At 66.2% G+C, this 22,729-nt stretch carries 16 protein-coding genes; 14 read left to right on the top strand and 2 right to left on the bottom strand.

Annotation, left to right across the window (positions count from 1 at the left end):
- Positions 1-136: 136 nt before the first annotated feature.
- The 3 genes from AC1Q7H_RS16890 (at position 137) to AC1Q7H_RS16880 (ending at position 3,073) form a co-directional block, all read left to right on the top strand.
- The gene (locus tag AC1Q7H_RS16890; RefSeq protein ID WP_013956639.1) at positions 137-1,129 is read left to right on the top strand and encodes a tripartite tricarboxylate transporter substrate binding protein; all 993 of its coding nucleotides are present in this window, start codon (positions 137-139) and stop codon (positions 1,127-1,129) included.
- Between the two features lie 35 nt (positions 1,130-1,164).
- Entirely contained in the window at positions 1,165-2,376 is a 1,212-nt protein-coding gene (locus AC1Q7H_RS16885) for an aminotransferase-like domain-containing protein (protein ID WP_013956640.1), read from the top strand.
- 91 nt (positions 2,377-2,467) lie between these two features.
- Positions 2,468-3,073 carry a glutathione S-transferase family protein gene (locus tag AC1Q7H_RS16880; RefSeq protein ID WP_013956641.1) on the top strand — a complete coding sequence of 202 codons (606 nt, stop codon included), beginning with the start codon at positions 2,468-2,470 and terminating at the stop codon, positions 3,071-3,073.
- Between the two features lie 21 nt (positions 3,074-3,094).
- On the opposite strand, the gene AC1Q7H_RS16875 is transcribed toward AC1Q7H_RS16880, so the two are convergent.
- Together AC1Q7H_RS16875 and argH are read right to left on the bottom strand one after the other, a co-directional pair.
- On the bottom strand, positions 3,095-4,063 hold the full coding sequence (locus AC1Q7H_RS16875) for a Bug family tripartite tricarboxylate transporter substrate binding protein (RefSeq protein ID WP_153954794.1): 969 nt from the start codon (positions 4,061-4,063) through the stop codon (positions 3,095-3,097).
- Between the two features lie 32 nt (positions 4,064-4,095).
- Positions 4,096-5,595: an argininosuccinate lyase gene (gene argH / locus AC1Q7H_RS16870; RefSeq protein WP_013956643.1), complete on the bottom strand. Its 1,500-nt coding sequence runs from the start codon at positions 5,593-5,595 to the stop codon at positions 4,096-4,098.
- A gap of 126 nt (positions 5,596-5,721) precedes the next feature.
- On the opposite strand from argH, the gene AC1Q7H_RS16865 reads away from it, so the two are divergent.
- The 11 genes from AC1Q7H_RS16865 to AC1Q7H_RS16815 all read left to right on the top strand — a co-directional run bounded on the left by AC1Q7H_RS16865 (position 5,722) and on the right by AC1Q7H_RS16815 (position 22,698).
- Positions 5,722-6,600: a LysR substrate-binding domain-containing protein gene (locus tag AC1Q7H_RS16865; protein ID WP_013956644.1), complete on the top strand. Its 879-nt coding sequence runs from the start codon at positions 5,722-5,724 to the stop codon at positions 6,598-6,600.
- A 120-nt stretch (positions 6,601-6,720) separates the two neighbouring features.
- Positions 6,721-7,212: a VOC family protein gene (locus AC1Q7H_RS16860; protein WP_013956645.1), complete on the top strand. Its 492-nt coding sequence runs from the start codon at positions 6,721-6,723 to the stop codon at positions 7,210-7,212.
- An 81-nt stretch (positions 7,213-7,293) separates the two neighbouring features.
- Complete coding sequence (locus AC1Q7H_RS16855; RefSeq protein WP_013956646.1) at positions 7,294-7,548, top strand: hypothetical protein; 255 nt, start codon at positions 7,294-7,296, stop codon at positions 7,546-7,548.
- 92 nt (positions 7,549-7,640) lie between these two features.
- A complete protein-coding gene (locus AC1Q7H_RS16850) occupies positions 7,641-10,007 on the top strand; it encodes a DNA polymerase II (RefSeq protein ID WP_492378364.1) in 2,367 nt (788 codons plus the stop codon).
- A gap of 289 nt (positions 10,008-10,296) precedes the next feature.
- A complete protein-coding gene (locus tag AC1Q7H_RS16845) occupies positions 10,297-11,448 on the top strand; it encodes an efflux RND transporter periplasmic adaptor subunit (protein ID WP_013956648.1) in 1,152 nt (383 codons plus the stop codon).
- A 27-nt stretch (positions 11,449-11,475) separates the two neighbouring features.
- A complete protein-coding gene (locus tag AC1Q7H_RS16840) occupies positions 11,476-14,637 on the top strand; it encodes an efflux RND transporter permease subunit (RefSeq protein ID WP_013956649.1) in 3,162 nt (1,053 codons plus the stop codon).
- Entirely contained in the window at positions 14,634-16,097 is a 1,464-nt protein-coding gene (locus AC1Q7H_RS16835; protein ID WP_013956650.1) for an AdeC/AdeK/OprM family multidrug efflux complex outer membrane factor, read from the top strand. The genes AC1Q7H_RS16840 and AC1Q7H_RS16835 overlap by 4 nt, the downstream gene beginning before the upstream one ends.
- A 242-nt stretch (positions 16,098-16,339) precedes the next feature.
- The gene (locus tag AC1Q7H_RS16830) at positions 16,340-18,664 is read left to right on the top strand and encodes a xanthine dehydrogenase family protein molybdopterin-binding subunit (RefSeq protein WP_492381487.1); all 2,325 of its coding nucleotides are present in this window, start codon (positions 16,340-16,342) and stop codon (positions 18,662-18,664) included.
- Entirely contained in the window at positions 18,633-19,097 is a 465-nt protein-coding gene (locus AC1Q7H_RS16825) for a (2Fe-2S)-binding protein (protein WP_013956652.1), read from the top strand. Before AC1Q7H_RS16830 ends, AC1Q7H_RS16825 begins: the two co-directional genes overlap by 32 nt.
- A 113-nt stretch (positions 19,098-19,210) precedes the next feature.
- Complete coding sequence (locus AC1Q7H_RS16820) at positions 19,211-21,097, top strand: preprotein translocase subunit YajC (RefSeq protein ID WP_492381486.1); 1,887 nt, start codon at positions 19,211-19,213, stop codon at positions 21,095-21,097.
- Positions 21,094-22,698, top strand: a complete 1,605-nt coding sequence (locus AC1Q7H_RS16815; protein ID WP_153954790.1) for a GMC oxidoreductase — start codon at positions 21,094-21,096, stop codon at positions 22,696-22,698. The genes AC1Q7H_RS16820 and AC1Q7H_RS16815 overlap by 4 nt, the downstream gene beginning before the upstream one ends.
- Positions 22,699-22,729: the final 31 nt, after the last annotated feature.

The raw sequence follows: 22,729 nt of genomic DNA, 5'->3' as shown, positions 1-22,729 counted from the left end.
CATCATCCTATACGGAAATCTCGCTTGAAAGCTTGGAGTTGATGAGAAATCATTCGATCCTTGCGTTGCCGCCTCTTCTCGGCATCGTCATCGCGACAACCTCATAACGACAACCATCAGGTAGACAGGAGACTGCATGAAACACTTGTTCAGCGCGCTCGCCGCCGGCGCCCTTGCATTCGGCGCGACCATGCCCGGCATTGCCGGCGCGCTCGAGTTCCCGGCCAAGCCGGTGCGCATCATCGTGCCGTACCCGCCGGGCGGCACCACTGACATGGTGGCCCGGCTGATCGGTGAGCAACTTGCCACGCAATGGAAGCAGTCGGTGGTGGTCGACAACCGCCCCGGCGCGGGCGGCATCGTCGGCACCGGCACGGCGGCCAAGTCCACGGCGGACGGCTACACCTTGCTGATGGGCTCAGTGGGCGAGTTCGGCATCAACCCGGCGTTGTACAAGAAGCTGCCCTATGATGCCGACGCCGATTTCGCGCCGGTCGCGATGGTGGCGCGCGTACCCAACGTGGTGGTGCTCTCGCCGGCGTTTGCGGAACGCGCGCGCGTGCAGACGCTGCCCGAGTTCATCGCCTACCTGAAAGCCAATCCGAAGCGCGTCAACATGGCGTCGGCCGGAAACGGCACCTCCACGCACCTTGCGGGCGAGCTGTTCCAGCGCATGACCGGCACGGAGATGAGCCACGTCGCCTACAAGGGCAGCAGCCCGGCCATCGCCGACCTGATGGGCGGCAGCGTCGACGTGATGTTCGACAACCTGCCGGCGTCGCTGCCGTTTATCCGCTCGGGCAAGCTCAAGCCGCTGGCCGTGACCACGCCAGCGCGCTCGTCGGCGCTTCCGAATGTGCCGACGGTCGCCGCCGCGGGCCCCGTCCCCGGCTTCGATGCCAGCCCATGGTTCGGCCTGCTTGCGCCGCGCGGGGTGCCCGCCGCGGTGGCCCAGAAAATCAGCCAGGACCTGACGCGCGTGCTTAGCGAGCCAGGCGTGCAGGCAAAAATGCGCGAGCTGGGCGCGGAACCGGCGCCCAGCTCGCCGGAGGCGTTTGCCGACGTGTTGAAGAAGGACCGCCAGAAGTGGGGCGAGATCGTTCGCCTGTCCGGTGCTTCGGTGGACTGAAGCACGCCCATATCCAGCACGCTCTGCATCCGCTCATGATTTCCGACGCCGCTTATCCCTTCGTCCCCGCGCTGCGCGACCCGGCAGGCTCGCCAATCCGGGAACTGTTCAAGTACCTGTCCGACCCCGGGATGATCTCGTTCGCCGGCGGCTACCCGTGCGCCACGCTGTTCGATGTCGACGGCATTGGCGCGGCGTCGTCGACGGTGCTGCGCGAGCGGCCCGCCGAATGCCTGCAGTACGGCGCCACCGAAGGCGCGCCGGCGCTGCGCCAGGCGCTGGCGTCGTTGATGGCCGGGCGCGGCGCGCCTGTGGCCCAGGACGAACTGCTCGTGACCAGCGGCTCGCAGCAGGGCTTCGATTTCCTCGTGCGTGCACTGGTCGAGCCCGGCAGCGTGGTGCTGGTCGAGGAGCCGACCTATTCCGCGACGCTGCAGGCATTGCGGCTGGCCGGCGCCGACATACGCGGCGTGCCGTCTAATCACGACGGCATGGACGTGGCTGCACTTGAAGCCATGCTGGCCGAGCCGTCGTTGCGGCCCCGGCTGATCTATACGGTGCCAACCTTCGCCAACCCCACCGGCGCCACGCTGTCGCCCGCACGCCGGCTGCAGTTGCTGAAGCTGGTGGCGCGGCACCGCGTGGTGCTGGTCGAGGACGATCCCTACGGGGCGCTGAGCTTCGATGGCGCACCGCCGCCTTCGCTGCTGGCGCTGTGCGCGTCGGTACCCGAGGCGCGGCCGTGGCTCGTGCACCTGGCCAGCCTGTCGAAGACGCTGGCCCCCGGCCTGAGGATCGGCTGGATGGTCGCCGCGCCCGGGATCGTGCGCCGCGCGGTGATTGCCAAGCAGGTATCCGACCTGTGCACGCCGCCATGGATCCAGCTGGCCGCGGCGCAGTATCTGGAAGCGGGCCGGCTGCCGGCACAGGTCGCGCGGGAAGTCGCGGCCTATCGTGACAAGCGCGACCAGCTCGCGGCGGCGCTGCGCCAGGCCTTTGGCGACCGCATCCGCTTCGCATCGCCGGCGGGAGGGATGTTCCTTTGGGCCGCGCTGGATGGCATCGACGATGCCGCCGCACTACTGCCGCACGCGATCGCGGAAAAGGTGCTGTTCGTCGCCGGTGCCGGATTCTATGTGGAGCGGCGCCAGCGCGCCGCATTCCGGCTGTCCTTCGCGAGCACGAACCTGACGCAGATCGGGGAGGGCGTCGCACGGCTCGCGCGGGCGGTTGCGCGGGCCGGATGAGGGCACCCACGACGCAAGCGGTTTGTGGCAGCCGGCGGATGCTATCCTGCTGCGGTCGAAACCACACGGCCGAACGCGGCAGGAGGACGGTATGACCATGACGCTCTACTACAACCCCCAAAGCCGCGCCTCGGTGGCGCGCTGGATGCTGGAGGAGGTCGGGGCTGACTACAAGCTGCAGCACATCGATTTCACCAAGGGCGAGAGCCGCTCGCCGGAGTTCCTGGCGATCAATCCGATGGGGAAGATTCCAACGCTGGTCTTGCAGGACGGCACGGTCCTGACCGAGAACGGCGCGATCATCGCCTGGCTTGCAGATGCCTTTCCGCAGGCCGGGTTGATGCCGCCCGCAGGCTCGTCCGCGCGCGGCACGGTGCTGCGGTGGCTGTTCTTCTGCGGCAGTTGCTTCGAACCGGCGCTGACTGACCGGATGATGCGCAAAGAGGCGCCGCTGCCGAAGCAGGCGGTCGGCTGGAGCGACTATGACGATGTGATCGACACCATCGAGAAAGCCCTGACTCCCGGCCCCTTCGTGCTCGGCGCAACCTTCAGCGCGGCGGACGTCTATCTCGGTGCCTCGCTGGCATGGGCGGGGCGATTCGGTGCGCCGCGCATCAGCGAGAGCCCGTGCATCCAGGACTACGTCAAGCGGATCACTGCGCGCGACGCGTTCGTGCGCGCGGCGCAGGCCCGGTGAGACGCGGCATGTCCTGCGGCCTCAGTCCAGCGCAATGTTCGCCTTGCTGATCACCTCGCGCCAGCGCTGGGTCTCGAAGCGCACCAGGTTGGCATAGTCGGCACTGGTGCCGGGCAGCGGGACCGCCCCTTGGGCAGCGAGACTGTCGGCAGTCGACTTCTCCTTCGCGATCTTGTTGATCTGGAGCGAGAGCTTGTCGATCACAGCCTTGGGCGTTCCCGCGGGCGCCAGCACGCCGGACCAGGAGTCGACCACGAAGTCAGGGACGCCAGCTTCCGCCATGGTCGGCACGTCCGGCAGCGAAGCGGCCCGTCGCGCGCTCGCGACCGCGAGGGCGCGCATCTTCCCGCTCTGGATGTGCGGCAAGACGTTAGGCAAGTTCACGAACATCAGGTCGATCTGCCCCGACAGGAGGTCGACTGTCGCAGGGCCCGCGCCCTTGAACGGCACATGCTCGAAACTGGTGCCGGTCTTGTGCTGGAAGAGTTCGCCGACCATCTGGTTGACGCTGCCGTTGCCGGCGGAGCCCATGAACAGTGTCTTGCCGCCTGCTTTGGAATAGGCGATGAACTCCTTGACAGTCTTCGCCGGTACCTTGTTCGAGACCACGAGCACGTTTGGCACGGCCGCGAACAGCGCCACCTGGACAAAGTCCTTGTTCGCGTCGTAGGGCAGCTTCTTGTAGATGAGCGGGTGGATGGACTGGTGGCTCGATGACGCGAGCAGGAGCGTATAGCCGTCAGCCAGCGACTTGGCGACCACGTCCGCACCCAGCGTGCCGCCCGCGCCGGGCTTGTTCTCCACAATGACCTGCTGGCCCAGGGTCTCCGAGAGACGTTGTGCCAGCACACGGCCAATGAGGTTCACGGTGCCTCCCGCCGCGAACGGGACGATGAGGCGGATCGGCTTGTCCGGGTACGCGGCGGAGGCGCCAGGGGCAACGCAAGCAGCGGTAAGCGCCGCAATCAGGAACTTGGCGATGAGCTTCATGGTTCTTGGCGATAGAAGGACGGGTTGGTGAATCAGGCGGCTGCCAATGCGGCGATGTCACGCTTCATCCGATCGCGCGCTGCATCGAGGCGCGCTCGGGTGGACTTCACCGAAGCCAGCACGGTGTCAACGTGGCCGCGTTGCCGCTGGATGGCGAGGGTGACCTCCGAAGGCGCCGGACCGCCGTTGCCGCGCGCGTTGACGCTCTCGACGGGATCCAGGTACTGCCGCAGCTTGTGCTCGGGCCATTCGATTGCCCGCCCGATCACGTCCACCGCGGCACGGTCCAGCATGGCACTGGTCAGCTCGCCTGCGGATTGTCCGGAATCGAGTGCCAAGCGCACCAGTCCGCCCACAACGTGGTGAGCGTCCCGGAACGACAGTCCGGCCTCGGCCACAAGCCCATCGGCCAGGTCCGTCGCCACGGAAAAGTCGAGGCTGACGCGCTGCAGCATGTTCGGCAGCCTCGGCTCCACGCTGCCGAGGATCAGCTCGAACAGGGACAGGCAGCGCGCGGTTTCCTCGCTGCATTCCCAGAAGCTGCGGATGCTCTCCCGGCTGCTGTCACCGGTGTGCGTGAAGTGCGTTCCCTTGACGGTAACCAGGGACGTCGTCAACAGGCCAACGATATGGGCGCTCTTGCCACGCAAGTACTCCAGCACTGCGGGATTCTTCTTCTGCGGCATGATGCTCGAGGTACTTGCCACCCGGTCGGGAAATGCAAGGAGGCCGAACTCGGGCGTGGACCACACGTAGAAGTCCTGCGCGACCCGGCCCCACGTCAGCGCGATGATGGCCATGGCGGACATCGCCTCCCAGGCGAAGTCGCGCGACGCCACCGCATCCAGCGTGTTGTGCACCAGCGAGCCGAAGCCAAGCCCGTCCGCCGTGACTTGCCTGTCGATCGGGAAACGCGTGCCGGCCAGCGCTCCCGCACCCAGCGGCATGGCGTCGATCCTCGGCAATGCCGCATGGAGCCGGTCCATGTCCCGGCCCAGGGCCTCGGACACGGCGCTCAGGTAGAAGCCGAAGGTGATCGGCTGCGCAGGCTGCAGGTGCGTGTATCCCGGCATGACGGCATCGGCGAATTCGCTGGCGCGCTGCAGCGCCACCTTGCGCAGCCTGCCCAGCGCCTCGATGGTGTCGATAACGATGGTGCGGGCGCGCATCCGGTCAATGGTGGCCGCAATATCGTTCCTGCTGCGCGCCATGTGCAGCCGCCCGCCGATGTCCCGGCTGGTCACCGTCATCAGCCTGGCTTCGTAGTTGAAATATGGGTCTTCCTTGGCGGGATCGAGGGTCACCGCGCTGGGGCCTTCATTTTCCATCTGCTGCAGGCCGCTGGCCAGCTTCCTGGCGATCTCCGGTGACACCAGGCCGGTCTTGTGCAGCATCAGCAGGTGTGCCTGGTTCACCTCGGTGAGGTAGGCGAATTGCCTGGAGAAGTCACGCGCAAGGCGCGGACCGTAAATGTGCTCGCAGATTTCTTTTGCAAGCGGCTCCTTGAGCCGGCGGCTGACTTTCGATTCCATGGTTTCCGATACGTTCTGTGGTGAATTGAGTATCGGAGGCCGATGGCATACCGGTCAAATGACAGATTTTGCCGTCGGCATGCATTTTTGATATGGACACGAAGGAAGGGCTGTACCATTGCGGGCATGAACTTCAAACAGATCGAGACCTTCCGGGCCGTCATGCTGACCGGCTCCATGACAGTTGCCGCGCAGCAGTTGCACACGTCCCAGCCAAACGTGAGCCGGGTCATCGGCAAGCTCGAGGCGGAGCTCGGCTTCGAGCTGTTCGACCGGCTGCCCGGACGTGTCGTGGCGACCAAAGGGGCCGAGGCGCTGTTCAAGGAAGTGGAGCGCGCCTTCGTAGGGCTGGACAGCCTGGGCGAATCGGCGCGGGCCATCCGCGACGCCGGCGTCGGAACGCTGCGTGTGGCGGCTGCCGCGTCGATATCGCTGAGCGTGCTCCCGCTGGCGGTCCGGATGTTCAGCGAAAAGTACCCCCTGGTCCGCATTGTTCTCGATACCAGTGAGTCCCACGTCATCGCCAACTGGATCGCCACCCAGCACTGCGACATCGGCTTCGTCTCCAACATTGCCGATAAGCCGGGGGTCGTCGCGTCCGTCATACACACCGAAAGCGCGGTTTGTGTCGTGCCGGCACGACACCCGCTGGCGAGGAAGAAGCGGCTCGTTCCGCAGGATCTGACCGGCGAGCGCTTCATTTCCCTGCCCAGCGGCAGCATGTCAAGGCGCGCAATCGATGCCGCCTTCAGCGACGGGGCCCGGATCATGGCGCTTGAAACCCCCTTCGCGGCGACAATCTGCAGGATGGTCAGCGAAGGTCTGGGGGTAAGCCTGGTGAATCCCATCGTCAGCCGGACGATGAAGTTCCCGGGCGTCGTGGCAATCCCGTTCAAGCCGGAAATCCCGTTCAGGAGCTACATGCTGCGCGCGAAACTGGCGCCACGCGACACGCACGTCAATGACTTTGTCGCCTGCATGCGAGCCGCCTTCAAGTCCATGTGACAGAGGCCGCTGGCGGCTCCTCAGTCCACCCTTTGCGCAGCCTGCGCCCGCCATCGGAATATGAGACATTGGAGTCCCGGTCGCGGATTCCCGGTGCTCGACTTTCCAGGAGACACGAAAATGCAAAGCAAGAACACAATCTGCTTATGGTACGACCACGACGCCCTTGATGCCGCAAACTTCTACGCTGAAACATTTCCCGACAGCGCTGTCAGCGCCGTCCACCGCGCGCCGGGCGACTATCCCGACGGCAAGCAGGGCGATGTCCTGACGGTCGAGTTCACCGTCGCCGGCATTCCCTGCCTCGGGCTGAACGGCGGCCCGCATTTCAAGCACAACGAAGCCTTCTCTTTTCAGATTGCGACGGACGACCAGGCCGAAACCGACCGCTTGTGGAATGCGATCGTCGGCAATGGCGGCCAGGAAAGCGAATGCGGCTGGTGCAAGGACCGGTGGGGACTGTCATGGCAGATCACCCCGCGCGCGCTCAGCGCGGCGATCACCGACCCTGACCGCGCGGCGGCCAAGCGCGCATTTGACGCCATGATGACGATGAAAAAGATCGATATCGCCACGATCGAGGCGGCACGGCAGGGCAGAAGCCCATCCTAGAATTGAGGTAGCGGGTCTCAGTGCCAGACCGCAATGAGGGCTGGGGCAGGGCCGCTTTTCCATCGACCGGGAGAGACCATCATGAGTCGTTTGCTGCTAGGCAACATCGAACCTGGCACCTCGGACGAGGAAATCGCGGCCTTCCTGGAAAAGTATGGGTTTCCCCCGTTCGACAACCTCGAACACGAGGAAGGCGATGGCTCGCAGCCTGCCGTGCTGTTGACCTATGGCAGCCTCGACCCCATGGTGCTGGGCAAATTGCAGCAGCGCATCCACCACATGTACTGGAAGAAGCGCGAATTGACCGCCTCTATCCTGCACGACCGCTTTGCATGAGCCGAAGATGCCTCGGGGTGGCTTACGCGGCTCACGCATCCGGCCCCATCCGCTAGAATCCTGACCGGTAGCCGTTTCCCAAAGTACCTAACGTGGCACTTCAGCAGGGTTTCATCCTGACCCGACACTGGCGCGATACGCCGGCCGGCACCGAAGTCGAATTCTGGCTGGCGACCGATGATGGTCCGCGCCGCCTGCGCCTGTCCTGTCAGCCGTCAGTCGCGTTTATCCCCGAGTCGCAGCGTGAGCGTGCCGAGGCGCTGCTGTGCCGCGAGCGCGATGTCGAGCTGCGCCCGCTCAGGCTCCAGGATTTCCAGCGCCGGCCCGTACTGGGCCTGTACTGCCGCCAGCATCGGCAACTGATCCAGCTCAGCCGTTCATTGCGCGACGCCGGCGTGGATGTCTACGAAGCCGATATCCGTCCGCCCGAGCGCTACCTGATGGAGCGTTTCATCACCGCTCCGGTCTGGTTCGACGGCGAGCCGGATGCCGGCGGCGCGCTGCGCAATGCCCAGATGAAGCCGTCGGTGGACTACCGGCCCAAGCTGCGCCTGGTCTCGCTCGATATCGAGACCAACGCGTTCGGCGAACTCTATTCGATTGCGCTCGAAGGCTGCGGTCAGCGCCAGGTCTACATGCTGGGCGCGGCGCCGCAGATGCCCGCCGACGTCGGTTTCTCGCTCGCATACTGCGCCACACGGCCCGAGTTGCTGGAGCAGCTGAACCAGTGGCTGGCCGATCACGATCCCGACGCGATCATCGGCTGGAATCTGGTCCAGTTCGACCTGCGCGTGCTGCAAGAGCATGCGCGCAAGTTCCAGATCCCGCTGCGCCTCGGCCGCGGCGGTGCCGAGATGGAATGGCGCGAGCACAACGCCCAGCAGCACTATTTCGCCAGCGCACCGGGCCGGTTGATCATCGACGGCATCGAGGCGCTGCGTTCCGCCACGTGGAGCTTCCCGTCGTTCAGCCTGGAGTCGGTGGCGCAGACACTGCTCGGCGAGGGCAAGGCGGTCGACAACCCGTACGACCGCATGGACGCCATCGACCGCATGTTCGAGCAGGACAAGCCGGCGCTGGCCCGCTACAACCTGCGCGATTGCGAGCTGGTGACGCGGATCTTCGAAAACACGGAGCTGTTGCCGTTCCTGCTGGAGCGCGCCACGGTCACGGGCCTGCCGGCCGACCGGAACGGCGGCTCGGTCGCCGCTTTCACGCATCTCTACATGCCGCTGATGCACCGCCAGGGGTATGTCGCGCCCAACCTCGGCGAGAAGGCGCCCGAGGCCAGCCCCGGCGGCTTCGTCATGGACTCGCGGCCGGGGCTCTACGAATCGGTGCTTGTGCTGGACTACAAGAGCCTCTACCCGTCGATCATCCGCACCTTCCTGATCGACCCGATCGGCCTGGTCGAAGGCCTGGCGCATCCGGACGATGCCGATTCGGTGCCTGGCTTCCGCGGTGCGCGGTTTTCCCGGACGAAGCACTGCCTGCCGGCGATCGTCGCCAGGGTCTGGCAAGGCCGCGAGGCCGCCAAGCGTGACCGGAACAAGCCGCTCTCGCAGGCGCTCAAGATCATCATGAACGCGTTCTACGGCGTGCTCGGGTCCAGCGGCTGCCGGTTCTTCGATGCGCGGCTGGCGTCGTCGATCACCATGCGCGGGCACGAGATCATGCGACAGACCCGCGCGCTGATCGAGGCCCGCGGCTATGAGGTGATCTATGGCGACACGGATTCCACATTCGTCTGGCTGCGCCGCGCGCGAACGGAAGCCGATGCCAACCAGATCGGCCGCAGCCTGGTCGCCTACGTCAACGACTGGTGGCGCGATCACCTCGGGCAGACCTATGGACTGGAAAGCGCGCTGGAACTCCAGTTCGAAACGCACTTCCGGCGTTTCCTGATGCCGACCATCCGCGGCACGGACCTTGGCAGCAAGAAGCGCTATGCCGGCCAGGTGGAACGGCCCGACGGGAAGGTCGAGATGGTCTTCAAGGGGCTTGAGACGGTCCGTACAGACTGGTCGCCGCTCGCCCAGCGTTTCCAGCAGACCCTATACGAAAAGATCTTCAACCGCGAGCCGTACGCGGATTATGTGCGGGACATCGTGCGCCGCACCCTGGCCGGCGAGCTCGACGAGCAACTGGTCTATCGCAAGCGGCTGCGCCGCAAGCTCGATGACTACCAGCGCAACGTGCCGCCGCACGTCCGCGCCGCCCGTATTGCCGATGCCTATAACGAGCGCCAGGGACGTCCGCGCCAGTATCAGCATGGCGGCTGGATCAGTTATGTGATGACCGTTTCAGGGCCGGAGCCGCTTGAGACCCGGTCGGCGCCGGTCGACTATGACCACTACGTCAACAAGCAGTTGCAGCCGATCGCCGACGCGATCCTGCCGTTCCTGGACGACGATTTCGAGACGCTGCTGGCTGGGCAGATGTCGCTGTTTCCGCAATAGCCCGGGCGCCGGGTGTGCCGTGATCGCGGAGCGCCTTGTGCCTGCGCTTTCCCGTGTTGCGCGGCTCACGCCGGATCGCGATGTAAGTTCTTGAAATATGGGTAGCCGATAATCGGCCGAACCATTTCTTCGAGTCGGGATAGACTTTCTCGGCTACGTCTTCTGCAATTGGCGCTGGCGCAACGGCGGGCATGGCCCTTGCTTCATCCCGCTGTTCCGCTCTGGCACAGGTCAACCGACTTGCCGGTGACGTTTTGACTCGGCCTTGATTCTTACGCAGGAAATCGCAATGCAACGATCACGCGGCTGCAGCGCCTGGGTTTCGGTCACGCTGGCCATCGCCATGTCAATGCTTGCCGGATGCGGAAGCAAGAAAGAGGCCGCCGCCCCGCCGCCACCGCAAGTGAGCGTGGTCACGCTCAAGACCGAGCCGCTGACGCTGGATACCGAGCTGCCGGGGCGCACCACGGCGTTCCGCATTGCCGAAGTCAGGCCGCAGGTGGACGGCATCATCCTGCGCCGCCTGTTCAAGGAGGGCAGCGACGTCACGCAGGGGCAGCAGCTCTACCAGATCGACCCGTCCACCTACGAGGCCACCTACAAGAGCGCCAGGGCGACGCTGGAATCCACCCGCCTGCTGGCAGAGCGGTACGGGCGCCTGGTCGGTGACGAGGCCGTCAGCAAGCAGCAGTACGACGAGGCCAGGGCCGCTTGGCTGCAGGCGCAGGCGGCGGTGGACCGTGCCGAGATCAACCTGCGCTATACCAGGGTGCTGTCGCCGATTTCCGGGCGCATCGGGCGCTCGAATGTGACGGAAGGTGCGCTGGTCACCAACGGCCAGGCTACCGCGCTGTCGGTGGTGCAGCAGCTCGACCCGATCTACGTCGACGTGACCCAGCCCTCTGCCTCCCTGCTGCGGCTGCGGCGCGAACTGGCCAATGGTGCGCTGCAAAGTGCCGGCACCAACGCGGCCCAGGTCAGCCTGGTGCTGGAAGACGGTACCCGCTATCCCGAAACCGGCCGCCTGGAGTTCTCCGAAGTGGCCGTGGACCAGGGCACCGGCTCGGTGACGCTGCGCGCGGTGTTTCCCAACCCGCGCCATGACCTGTTGCCGGGCATGTTCGTCCATGCCCGCCTGCGTGAAGGCGTGAAGACCAATGCCCTGCTCGTGCCCCAGCAGGGTGTGACGCGCGACCTCAAGGGCCAGGCCACGGCGCTGGTGGTCAATGCCAGGGACGAGGTGGAACTGCGCCAGATCCGCACCGACCGCGCCGTTGGCGACAAGTGGCTGGTTTCCGAGGGCCTCGGAGCCGGCGACCGCGTCATCGTTGAGGGCCTGCAGTTCGTGCGGCCAGGCGCGAAAGTGCGCGTCGCCCAGGCCGGGAGCGGCGCGGGCGCCCCGGTGGCCGCCGCGTCGGCCCCGTCCGCGGCCAAGCCCTGAGCGCGCTGCCAGGGCAAGGGAGTAGCCATGTCCAACTTCTTTATCGATCGGCCCATCTTCGCGTGGGTGATCGCCCTGGTCATCATGCTGGCCGGCGTGCTGTCGATCCGCGCGCTGCCCATCAGCCAATATCCGGCCATCGCGCCGCCCACCATCGCGATCTCGGTCAACTACCCCGGCGCCTCGGCCGAGACGGTGCAGGACACCGTGGTGCAGGTGATCGAGCAGCAGCTCAACGGCCTGGACCGCCTGCGCTACATCTCCTCGGAAAGCAATGCCGACGGCAGCATGACGATCACGGTGACCTTCGAGCAGGGCACCAATCCGGATATTGCCCAGGTGCAGGTGCAGAACAAGCTGGCACTGGCGCAGCCCCTGCTGCCGCAGGAAGTGCAGCAGCAAGGCATCCGCGTGACCAAGTCGGTGCGCAACTTCCTGGTCATCGTGGGCCTGATTTCCACTGACCCCAAGGTCACGCGGGAAGACCTGTCGAACTACATCGTCTCGAATCTCCAGGACCCGCTTTCGCGCACCTACGGCGTGGGCGACTTCCAGGTGTTCGGCGCGCAGTATGCGATGCGGGTATGGATCGACCCGGCCCGGCTCAACAGCTACCAGCTCACGCCGCTGGATGTGAGCACTGCCATTAGGGCGCAGAACGTCCAGGTGGCCTCCGGCCAGCTGGGCGGCCTGCCGGCGGTGCGGGGCCAGCAACTCAATGCCAGCGTGATCGGCAAGACCCGGCTGCAGACCGGCGAGCAGTTCGGCAACATCCTGCTCAAGGTCAACCCCGACGGCTCCCAGGTGCGCCTGAAGGACGTGGCAGAGGTGGGCCTGGGTGGGCAGGACTACAACATCAACGCGCAATACAACGGCCAGGCCGCCTCGGGCATTGCCGTGCGGCTGGCCGCGGGGGCCAACGCGCTGGAGACCGTGCGCGCCATCCGCAAGACGCTGGACGGGCTGGAGCCTTTCTTCCCGCCCGGGATGAAGGTGGTGTTCCCGTATGACACCTCGCCGGTGATCGCGGGCTCCATCCATGAAGTGGTGAAGACGCTGATGGAAGCCATCGTGCTGGTGTTCCTGGTGATGTACCTGTTCCTGCAGAACGTCCGCGCCACGCTGATCCCCACCATCGCCGTGCCGGTGGTGCTGCTGGGCACCTTCGGCGTGCTGGCGGCGTTCGGCTACACCATCAACACGCTGACCATGTTCGGCATGGTGCTGGCCATCGGGCTGCTGGTGGATGACGCCATCGTCGTGGTGGAGAACGTCGAACGCGTGATGGCGGAGGACGGCCTGCCGCCCAGGGAGGCCGCAAGGCGCTCCATGGGCCAGATCCAGGGCGCGCTGGTGGGCATTGCCATGGTGCTCTCGGCGGTGTTCCTGCCGATGGCGTTCTTCGGTGGCTCGACCGGCGTGATCTACCGGCAGTTCTCCATCACCATTGTCTCGTCCATGGTGCTGTCCGTGCTGGTCGCACTGATACTGACGCCGGCCCTGTGCGCGACCATGCTCCAGCCCATCGAAAAGGGCGACCATGGAGAGAACAAGGGCGGCTTCTTCGGCTGGTTCAACCGCAAATTCAACTCGACCGTCCAAAGCTACGAGCGCAGCGTGTCGGGCATCCTGAAGCGCCGCCTGCCTTTCCTGCTGATTTACGTGGCCATCCTAGTGGTGATGGGCTTCCTGTTCACGCGCATCCCCACATCGTTCCTGCCGGAGGAAGACCAGGGCGTGCTGTACGCCCAGGTGCAGACGCCGGCCGGCGCCACGGCCGAGCGCACGCAGAAGGTACTCGACCAGATGCGAGAGTACATGCTGAAGGAGGAGGGCGGCGTGGTGAGCTCCCTGTTCACCGTCAACGGCTTCAACTTTGCCGGTCGCGGCCAGAACTCGGGCCTGGCCTTCATCCTGCTCAAGCCATGGGAGCAGCGCAGCGGGGACAGCACCAGCGTGTTTGACCTGGCCGCGCGCGCGCAGCGCAAGTTCATGACCTTCCGCGATTCGATGTCGTTCGCGTTCGCCCCGCCCGCGGTGCAGGAACTGGGCAATGCCATCGGCTTTGACCTCTACCTGCAGGACCAGGCCGGCATTGGTCACGTGGCGCTGATGAACGCGCGTGACAAGTTCCTGGCGCTGGCCTCGCAAAGCCCGGTGCTGCAGCGCGTGCGTCCCAATGGCCTGAATGACCAGCCGCAGTACCAGCTGGTGATCGACGATGAAAAAGCGCGCGCGCTTCGCGTTTCGCTGGCAGACATCAACAGCACGGTGTCGATCGCGTGGGGTTCCAGCTACGTCAACGACTTTATCGACCGCGGCCGGGTCAAGCGCGTCTACGTGCAGGGCCGCCCGGATTCCCGGATGAATCCGGACGATATCGACAAGTGGTTCGTGCGCAACGACAAGGGCGAGATGGTGCCGTTCTCCGCCTTTGCCGACGGCAAGTGGGCCTATGGCTCGCCCAAGCTCCAGCGCTACAACGGCGTGGCGGCGGTGGAACTGCTGGGGGAGCCCGCGCCCGGGCGCAGCTCCGGCGAGGCCATGGCGGCGATCGAGGAGATCATGAAGCAGATGCCGCCGGGCGTAGGCTATGCCTGGACCGGCCTGTCCTATGAGGAACGGCTGTCGGGCTCGCAGGCGCCGGCGCTCTATGCGCTCTCGCTGCTGGTGGTGTTCCTGTGCCTGGCCGCGCTGTACGAGAGCTGGTCGATCCCGTTCTCGGTGATGCTGGTGGTGCCGCTCGGCGTGATCGGCGCACTGCTGGCCACGCTGGGGCGTGGCTTGTCCAATGACGTGTTCTTCCAGGTGGGCCTCTTGACCACAATCGGCCTGTCCGCCAAGAACGCCATCCTGATCGTGGAATTCGCCAGGAGCCAGTACGAACAGGGCAGGGGCCTGGTCGAGGCCACCGTGGAGGCGTGCCGCATGCGCCTGCGCCCCATCGTGATGACCTCGCTGGCCTTCATGCTCGGCGTGTTTCCGCTGGCCGTGTCGACCGGCGCCGGGGCCGGCAGCCAGCACGCCATCGGCACCGGCGTGATCGGCGGCATGATCACTGCCACGGTACTGGCGATCTTCTGGGTGCCGCTGTTTTTCGTCGTCGTCACCTCCATGTTCGGGCGCAAGCGCAGGCCGGAGCCGCCGGGGCCGCATGTGGCCTCCCTGGAAGAAGAGGCGCTTGAATGAAGAAGACCTTGCTCTGCGCTGCCGCCATGGCCATGCTGGCCGGCTGCAGCCTGATCCCCAAATTCGAGCGGCCGGACTCGCCGGTGGAGGCAGCCTACCCGCAGGGCCCGGCCTACCTGCCTGCCGATGCCGCAGCCGATGCCGGCCAGGTGCCCGCGGTCGAGCTGGGCTGGCACGATTTCTTCGCTGATCCGCGCCTGCGCCGTTTCATCGAACTGGCGCTGCAGAACAACCGTGACCTGCGCGTGGCCGCCCTCAACGTGGAGGCGTTCGGTGCACAGTACCGCATCCAGCGCGCCGACCTGTTTCCCGCCGTCGGCGCGGCCGCACAGGGCACGCGCCAGCGCATTCCCGCCGACCTGTCTCCCACCGGACAGCGGACGATCGGCAGCCAGTACGGCGTGTCGATAGGCACCACGGCATGGGAGATCGACCTGTTCGGCCGCCTGCGCAGCCTCAGCGAAGCCGCGCTCGAGCAATATTTCGCCAGCGACGAAGCGCGCCGCAGCGCCCAGATCTCGCTGGTGGCGAGCGTTGCCAGCGCCTACCTGACCCAGCGCGCCGATGAAGCCCTGCTGCAGCTCACCCGTGAAACGCTGGCCAATTACGAGCGCAGCTATGGCCTGACCCGGCGCAGCTACGAGGAAGGGATCGCTTCCCGGCTGGACCTGCGCCAGGCGCAGACCGCCGTGGAAACCGCCCGCGCGAGCCTTGCGCGCTATACCCGGCTGGTTGCCCAGGACCAGAATGCCCTGGTGCTGCTGCTCGGCACGTCCCCGCCCGCGGACCTGCCGGAAGGCCTGCCGCTGGAGCAGAAGCTGTTTGCCGATGTGCCGGCCGGACTGCCCTCAGACCTGCTGCAGAACCGTCCCGACGTGCTCGCGGCCGAGCACCGGCTGCGCTCCGCCAACGCCGACATCGGCGCCGCGCGTGCGGCGTTCTTCCCCAGTATCAGCCTGACCGCATCGGCGGGCACCGCCAGCAGCCAGCTTTCGGGCCTGTTCGCGGCAGGCTCCGGCACGTGGCTGTTCCAGCCGCGGATCAACCTGCCGCTGTTTACCGCCGGCAGCCTGCGGGCCAGCCTGGACTTCGCCACCATCCAGAAGGACGTCAACGTCGCCCAGTACGAGCGTACGGTGCAGACCGCCTTCCGCGAGGTCGCCGACGGGCTGGCGGCACGCGGCACCTACACCAGCCAGCTCCAGGCCCAGATCCGCTTCGTGGAAGCCGCCCAGGACGCCTATGGTCTGGCCGACCGGCGCTACCGCACCGGTGTCGACAGCTACCTTGCCGTGCTGGACGCGCAGCGCTCGCTTTACAACGCGCAGCAACTGCTGATCCAGGCACGGCTCGAGCAGCTGACCAGCGAAGTCAACCTGTACAAGGCCCTGGGCGGCGGCTGGCACGAGCCGACCGGCAAGCGCGCCGATACGTCTGCGGCAGCCGTCGGACCAAGCTGACGCGCTGGCCGGGCGGCCAGCCTGCGCCGTCGCGCGAGCATCGGCACGAACGGTCGGTGGCCTGCGTTGCACAGCCAATCCTGGTGCCGGACCCGCGATGGCGCCCAGGGAAGCGGGGCAAGTGTTGCGCGATAGCGCCAACCACGTGTTCGCATTCGCGCTGCGGCACTTCCCGACCTAATATAGGCCATGCCATCGGCGGCACGGGGCCTTTCTATGATGATCGATCCGCCAGTCTTGCCATGTTGACGCGCAGAGCCTTCCTGCTCGGCGGTGCGGGCGCTGCCGGTGCGCTGGTGATCGGATGGGCCTGGCTGCCGCCGCGCCAGCGCCTGGCGGGCGGCGAGCCGCTGGCCGTGCGCGACGGGCAGGTCGCGCTGAACGGCTGGGTCAAGGTGGCGTCCGACAACACCGTCACGGTTGTCATGAACAAGGCCGAGATGGGGCAGGGCGTGCATACCGGCGCGGCGATGCTGCTGGCCGAGGAGATGGAGGCCGACTGGTCGCAGATCCGCGTCGAGCCGTCGCCTGTCGACAACCTGTACAACAACATCGAGGGCGTGGTCGCCAACCTGCCATTCCGTCCGGACGATAAGGGGTGGCCCAGGCGCGCCGCCGAATGGTTCACGCGCAAGGGCGTGCGCGAGGTGGGCCTGATGTTCACCGGCGGCTCTACCAGCATCAGAGACCTGTGGACGCCGATGCGCGAGGCCGGCGCCGCTGCGCGCATGATGCTGTGCGCGGCAGCGGCGAAGCAGTGGGACGTCAAGGCGGAGGCGTGCCGCGCGCAGGCCGGCAAGGTGGTGCATCCGTCGGGGCGCAGTGCCACCTTCGGCGAACTGGCCGCGGCAGCTGCGCGTGAGCCTTTGCCGCGCCAGGTCGAACTGAAGGATCCGGCCAGCTACAGGCTCATCGGCACCCGCGCGGCGCGCCTTGATGCCGCTGCCAAGCTCCATGGCACGGCCAGTTTCGGTATCGACGTGGTGGCGGACGCGATGGTCTACGCCAGCGTGCAGATGTGTCCGACCCTGGGCGGCACGCTGCAGGGATCCCCGCCCGACGACGTCAAGAAGTTGCCCGGCGTGCTCGACGTGGTCGCGCTGCCTCCGCTCCAGGGCGGCAGCGGCGGCGTGGCGGTGATCGCCAGCGATGCGTGGATCGCCATGCAGGCGGTGGAGAAGGTCCAGTGCAAGTGGGACGAGGGCGGGGCGCGGACCCTGTCGAGCGACGGCATCCGCGATACGCTGGTGAAGGCGCTTGACGCCTCCAACCCGCGCGTCTGGTACGAGCATGGCAATGGGCGCGCCATGAAGCAGGGCAAGCCCGCCATTCAGGTCTTGTACTCGGCGCCTTATCTCGCTCACGCCGCGCTGGAGCCGGTCAACTGCACGGTACTGGTCCAGGAGGACCGCGCCATCGTGTGGGCCGCCACGCAGATGCCCGGACTGGCTCGCCGCTGCGTGGCGAAGACGCTCAGGCTGGACACGGACAAGGTCGAACTGCGCCAGCAATCCATCGGCGGCGCCTTCGGGCGCCGGCTCGAAGTCGATTTCATCTGCCAGGCGGCCGCCATCGCCGCGCAGCGCAAGGGCGTGCCGGTGCAGACGATCTGGTCTCGCCCCGAGGACATGCGGCATGACTTCTACCGTCCGGCCAGCGTGTCGCGCTTCGAGGCCTGGCTCGACGGGAACCGCAAGGTCATTGCCGTGCGCAATATCTCGGCCAGCCAGTCAGTGCTGGAGGGCGTCGCGAAGCGCAACTTTGGCCTGCCCGACATCTTCGTGTCGCGGCTGGACAAGTCCACGGTGGAAGGCGCCTTCGACCAGGCTTATGACTGGCCGGACGTGTGGGTCGGCCACCAGACGGTGGACCTCGCCATCCCCGTGGGCTACTGGCGCTCGGTGGGGCACTCGCACCATGCCTTCTTCATGGAGAGCTTCGTCGACGAGCTGGCGGTGGCGGTCGGGGTGGACCCGCTCGACTACCGCATGAGCCTGCTCAGGGATGAGCGCCAGCGCGCGGTGCTGGAGCAGGCAAGAAAGATGTCGGGCTGGGGCCAGCCCCTGCGCAAGCAGCCTGGTGTGGTGAAGGTGGGGCGCGGCGTGGCCCTGCACGAGTCGTTCGGCAGCGTGGTGGCGCAGGTCGCCGAGGTGTCGGTGGACAACGCGGGGCAGGTCCGCGTGGATCGCGTTTACTGCGCCATCGATTGCGGCATGCCGGTCAACCCGACCCTGATCGAGCAGCAGGTCGAGGGCGGCATCGTGTTCGGGCTGTCGGCGGCGCTGTGGCAGAAGATCACGCTGAAGGCAGGTAAGGTGCAGGAGGACTACTACACCGCCTTTCCGGCCATGCGCCTGCGAGACTGCCCGGACATCCAGGTGCACGTGATGCCTTCGATGCGCTCGCCACAGGGCGTGGGCGAGTCCACCACGCCGCCGATCGCGCCGGCGGTGGCGAACGCCTTGTTCCATGCGACCGGCGAGCGCTTGCGCGACCTGCCGCTGCTGAAGACCCTACCGCCTTCCGGAGCCTGCGATGCCCGACAATCAGATCAGTGTCAACGGTAAGAGCGTCGAAATCCGCTCGGACGGCTGCACGCCGCTGTTGTGGGTGCTGCGCTGCGAGCTCAAGCTGACGGGCACCAAGTTCGGCTGCGGCGTGGGGGTGTGCGGCGCCTGCGCGGTGCATGTCAACGGCAAGATGCTGCTGTCGTGCCAGCACCACGCGAGCGAGATGGAAGGGAAGAAGATCGTCACCATCGAAGGACTCGACGGCCCCGAGGCGAGCGCCCTGCGGGCGGCCTGGCTGAAGCACGAGGTGGTGCAGTGTGGCTACTGCCAGAGCGCGCAACTGATGGCGGCGAGCGCGCTGCTCAAGCGCACACGGAATCCGAAGGAGACGGAGATCGCCGACCAGATGAGCTGCGTGATCTGCCGGTGCGGCACGTACCCGCGGATCAGGCGGGCGATTGCGGAAGCGGTGGGGATGTTAAGGGGATGATGGTGGAACATTCCGGGTCAGCACCAGCGTCGCTATATCCGGGTGGTTCGCAAGCGGCGACCGATGCTGCCGGCTCCGCGGCGATCCCTTCCGCATCTGCTGCGACCGGGCGCGTGGAACTCTACACCCAAAGAACAATGGTGAACTGGCTGAGCCCGCTACAGCTGCCGTTCACCGCCATGCGCGTCGCCGTGGCGATGGCAATCGGCGCCTTTGCCGACCAGCGCATGGTGCAGGCGGCACTCACCACACTGAATCCGAATCCACCGCTCCCGGTGCCCGCTGACGAGCACGGCGGTGTCTGGGTCGACTATCTGGCCGACACCGGCGACGGTTGGAACTCGACCTACTCCATGGCCTTGTGCGTCAGTCACGCGGTGACGCTGCGCGAGCAAGGTGTGACGCTGCCGCGGGCAAAGGTGCTGTTGCTGGGCGGCGACCAGGTGTATCCGACGCCTGCTCATGATGGCTATCGGACGCGCTTCGTCGATCCTTTCCGGGCGGCGTTCCCTGCGCCAGTCGAGGCTGTTCACCCCGTGTACAGCGACCAGACGATCAAGTTGCCGCCGGACGCGCCGTGGATGGTCGCCACGCCTGGCAATCACGACTGGTACGATGGCTTGCGTGGCTTCGCCCGCTTGTTCTGCAGCGGCAAGCCCGTGGGCGGCTGGGAGACACGCCAGCGCACCGGCTACTATGCCTTGCAGTTGCCCGGCGGCTGGTGGATCTGGGGCCTGGACCTGCAACTGGAGTCGGAAATCGACCGGCCGCAGCGCGAGTACTTCCAGAAGCTGTGCACGGCGCTGCAGCCCGGTGACCGCGTGGTCTTGTGCGCGCCCGAGGCGAGCTGGATCGACGAGATGGAGCGCGTGCGCCGCGGCGAGCGGCGGGCCATGCCTTCGATCGAGACCAAGACCCCGCGCTTTCGGAGCCTGAGCGAGATCGAGGGGATGCTGGGCGATCGGCTCGCACTGGTGCTGGCCGGCAACTCGCACCACTACGCGCACTACGTGCCGCGAGCGGGCACGGCGGGACCGCATCGCATCACCTGCGGCGGCGGCGGCGCATTTCTTCACGGCACACACCTGCTGCCGGATCCACCGAGGCCTATCGTGGTGGGTCCGGCCAGACAGTTCTACGAGCTGAAGTCGGCGTATCCGGAAAAGGCGACCGCCCGGAAATTGCGCAATCGCGCGTGGCAACTGCCTGCGCGCAACCTCTCGTTCTGTGCGCTGGTGGCGATCCTGTACTTGCTGTTCGACTGGATCATTCAAAGCGCGAGCCTGGTATCTGTTCCCGGGCGCGATCAACATGGCTTCGTGGACCGGCTGGCCGGCCTCGAAGTGACATTCGGGAATATCGGCGAGGTGTTCCACCAACTGTTCCGGGTCATGGCGCACAGTCCGGCGTCGGTGGTGTTCGCAGCGGCCATCACCTTTAGTTGTGCTGCGCTGTCGACCAGGGATGTCAGGCGCGGCGTCCGGCTGGCGTGCGTTGTCGGCGCGTTGCACGGGCTGCTGCACCTGGCACTGGCAGTCGCGCTGCTATGGCTCGTCTTGCGCCTCAACTTCCATGTCTTTGGCGCCGACAACGCGCCCCCCGTCTTGCTGTTCGTGGTCGAGGCCATGCTGCTGGGCGGCGCCCTCGGCGGCCTGCTGTTTGGCGTCTGGATGGTGTTGGGCAATGCCCTGTGGCGTCTGCACCCCGAGGAGGTGTTCTCCTCCCAGCGCATCGCCGATTACAAGTGCTTCCTGCGGATGCGGTTCGAGGGGGGGCAATTGACAATCTACCCGCTCAAGCTGGAGAAGGTTTGCCGCCATTGGCAACTGGGCGAGGGCGTCGCGCGCCTGGCGAAGGTTAACAGCACCTGGCGCGTGCGCGCCCAGCCCGGCGCAGCCGGCCCCCGCTTCGTGCCGGCAGACGGCCAGGTATCGCCGCCGGAGGCGGTGCGGATGATTGAGGAGAAGCCAATCATCATCCAACGACAGGGAGCGTCATGATGAGCCATGCCCTGGCCTACGATGTCGTCGTCATCGGCAGCGGCTTCGGTGGTGCGGTCTCGGCGTGCCGGCTCGCGCAGGCCGGCCGCAAAGTGCTGGTGCTGGAGCGCGGCCGGCGCTGGAGCCCCGCGACTTACCCGCGCGACGAAAGTGATCCCTGGCTGTGGAACCAGGAGCGCGCCAATCGCTTCAATGGCTGGGCCGATATCCGGACATTCTCTGATGTATGGGTCATCGCCGGGGCCGGAGTCGGCGGCGGCTCGCTGATCTACGCCAACGTTTCCGTGGAAGCCAGGCCGGAAGCCTTTGAGAACGGCTGGCCGAAAGAGGTGACCTATGCCGGCCTGCAGGCCCACTACGAGGAGGTCGGGCGCATGCTCGCAGTGAGCGAAGTGCCGGATAACCAGTTGAGCGAGCGAACCCGGCTATTGCGCGAGGGCGCGGAAGCCTGCGGATGGGGCGGGCGCTTCCGCAAATTGCCGCTGGCGGTGACATTTTCCGAGCATTGGGACCCCACACGGCAAGACCCCCGCGATGACCGTCATTCGGAGAGATTCCTGAACCAGCACGGCAGGTGGCAGGGCACTTGTGTCCATTGCGGCAACTGCGACGTGGGGTGCCAGGTATCGGCCAGGAATACGCTGGACCTGAATTACCTGGCGGTGGCTGAAGACAATGGCGCCGAGATTCTCCCGTTGCACCTGGTAGACAGGATCGAGCCGCTGCAGCAGGGCTGGCGGGTCTGCTTCAGGAAGATCGACCCGGAAAACGAAACGACGAGCCCTGGCACAGTCACGGCCGCCAGGGTGATACTGGCCGCCGGCTCCATCGGCAGCACCGAGCTACTGCTGCGCTGTCGGGATGAGCATCGCACGCTGCCCGCTCTTTCACCAAGGTTGGGATTTGGCTGGGCCCACAATGGCGACTTCGTGACGCCAGCCTTCTATGGCAACAGGACGATCTCTCCTTCTCATGGCGTGACCATCTCCGCCGCGATCGACCTGCTGGACCACGGCGGCCCGAACGGACAGGCGCTCTTCGTCGAGGACGGCGGCATCCCGAACCTCGCAGGCAACTTTATTCGACGCCATATGAAGAGAACGCGTTCCCGCAAGCTGCGCGCCGTGTGGAAGGAGGTCGGAGGACTGTTTGACGACGGCGATCCGGTCGAGCGGATGATGCCCTGGTTCGGGCAAGGCGTGGACCCTGGCGATGGCCAGCTGAAGCTGGGCCGCAGGTGGTACGCGCCGTGGCGTCGGGTGCTGCGGCTCGACTGGTCGTATCAGGCATCGGTGGCCATTATCGAGGCCATGATTGCAGCGCATACGCAGCTCTCGGAAGCGACCGGCGGGGATCCGTGGGTGCCGCTCACCTGGCGACGGTGGCACAACCTGATCACCCCGCACCCGCTGGGAGGCTGCAACATGGGAACCTCCGCCGCGGACGGAGTCGTCGATGCATGGGGCCGGGTATTTGGCTACAAGGGCCTCTATGTCATGGACGGTGCGATCGTCCCGCGCCCGCTCGGCCTGAACCCTTCGCGCACCATCGCTGCGCTCGCGGAGCGTAACGTGGCGATGCTCTTGCGCGAGCAGGATTGATGCGGGGGCCGCGACGCTCGCATTCCTGTGT

The organism is Cupriavidus sp. GW823-FHT06D04 (genome assembly GCF_058795055.1).
This window is presented reverse-complemented; position numbering and strand designations above follow the sequence as displayed.

What these genes read in the sequence shown, in the direction of transcription:
- argH (WP_013956643.1), bottom strand. Translation starts at nt 5,595, where the DNA reads ATGGAATCGAAAGTCAGCCGCCGGCTCAAGGAGCCGCTTGCAAAAGAA.
- AC1Q7H_RS16830 (WP_492381487.1), top strand. Translation starts at nt 16,340, where the DNA reads ATGTTGACGCGCAGAGCCTTCCTGCTCGGCGGTGCGGGCGCTGCCGGT.
- AC1Q7H_RS16825 (WP_013956652.1), top strand. Translation starts at nt 18,633, where the DNA reads ATGCCCGACAATCAGATCAGTGTCAACGGTAAGAGCGTCGAAATCCGC.
- AC1Q7H_RS16885 (WP_013956640.1), top strand. Translation starts at nt 1,165, where the DNA reads ATGATTTCCGACGCCGCTTATCCCTTCGTCCCCGCGCTGCGCGACCCG.
- AC1Q7H_RS16890 (WP_013956639.1), top strand. Translation starts at nt 137, where the DNA reads ATGAAACACTTGTTCAGCGCGCTCGCCGCCGGCGCCCTTGCATTCGGC.
- AC1Q7H_RS16855 (WP_013956646.1), top strand. Translation starts at nt 7,294, where the DNA reads ATGAGTCGTTTGCTGCTAGGCAACATCGAACCTGGCACCTCGGACGAG.
- AC1Q7H_RS16840 (WP_013956649.1), top strand. Translation starts at nt 11,476, where the DNA reads ATGTCCAACTTCTTTATCGATCGGCCCATCTTCGCGTGGGTGATCGCC.
- AC1Q7H_RS16845 (WP_013956648.1), top strand. Translation starts at nt 10,297, where the DNA reads ATGCAACGATCACGCGGCTGCAGCGCCTGGGTTTCGGTCACGCTGGCC.
- AC1Q7H_RS16865 (WP_013956644.1), top strand. Translation starts at nt 5,722, where the DNA reads ATGAACTTCAAACAGATCGAGACCTTCCGGGCCGTCATGCTGACCGGC.
- AC1Q7H_RS16860 (WP_013956645.1), top strand. Translation starts at nt 6,721, where the DNA reads ATGCAAAGCAAGAACACAATCTGCTTATGGTACGACCACGACGCCCTT.
- AC1Q7H_RS16880 (WP_013956641.1), top strand. Translation starts at nt 2,468, where the DNA reads ATGACCATGACGCTCTACTACAACCCCCAAAGCCGCGCCTCGGTGGCG.
- AC1Q7H_RS16875 (WP_153954794.1), bottom strand. Translation starts at nt 4,063, where the DNA reads ATGAAGCTCATCGCCAAGTTCCTGATTGCGGCGCTTACCGCTGCTTGC.
- AC1Q7H_RS16815 (WP_153954790.1), top strand. Translation starts at nt 21,094, where the DNA reads ATGATGAGCCATGCCCTGGCCTACGATGTCGTCGTCATCGGCAGCGGC.
- AC1Q7H_RS16835 (WP_013956650.1), top strand. Translation starts at nt 14,634, where the DNA reads ATGAAGAAGACCTTGCTCTGCGCTGCCGCCATGGCCATGCTGGCCGGC.